This window comes from Neisseria sp. P0001.S005 (genome assembly GCF_051963715.1).
In genome coordinates, this window is record NZ_JBQCTZ010000857.1 from 1 (window position 1) to 332 (window position 332).

Genomic DNA, 332 nt, shown 5'->3' on the forward strand with positions numbered 1-332 from the left:
CTCCAATCGACAAAAGGTTTGTCGATGGAAACTTGTCCGAACAAATAATCGACATCGTGATCGGCGCGTTCGGATTTGTCCAAAATCACGGCTTTGCTGGTGGATGAACTGGCGTTACCCAAACCGTCAATCTGTTTGCCGTAAGGGTCTGGGCTGCCGAGTACGCGCAAGAGGATTTTGTCGCGTGCCTCGTCTGCTTCCTGCGCAGCAGCCGGCAGATCGGTACGTTTGAAGAAAATGCCTTTAGATGTACCGCCGCGGTAGTAAACGGCTGGAATTTTAATTTGCGGCATTTCGAGTTCTCCTTTGTATTTCTAGTATGGTTTTTTCAG

1 protein-coding gene is annotated in these 332 nt (G+C 49.1%); it reads right to left on the reverse strand.

Annotation, left to right across the window (positions count from 1 at the left end; all coding sequences use genetic code 11):
* Positions 1 to 293: PrpF domain-containing protein (locus ACTHSP_RS23215; protein WP_440347143.1), on the reverse strand; the 293-nt coding region annotated here is incomplete at its 3' end.
* Positions 294 to 332: the final 39 nt, after the last annotated feature.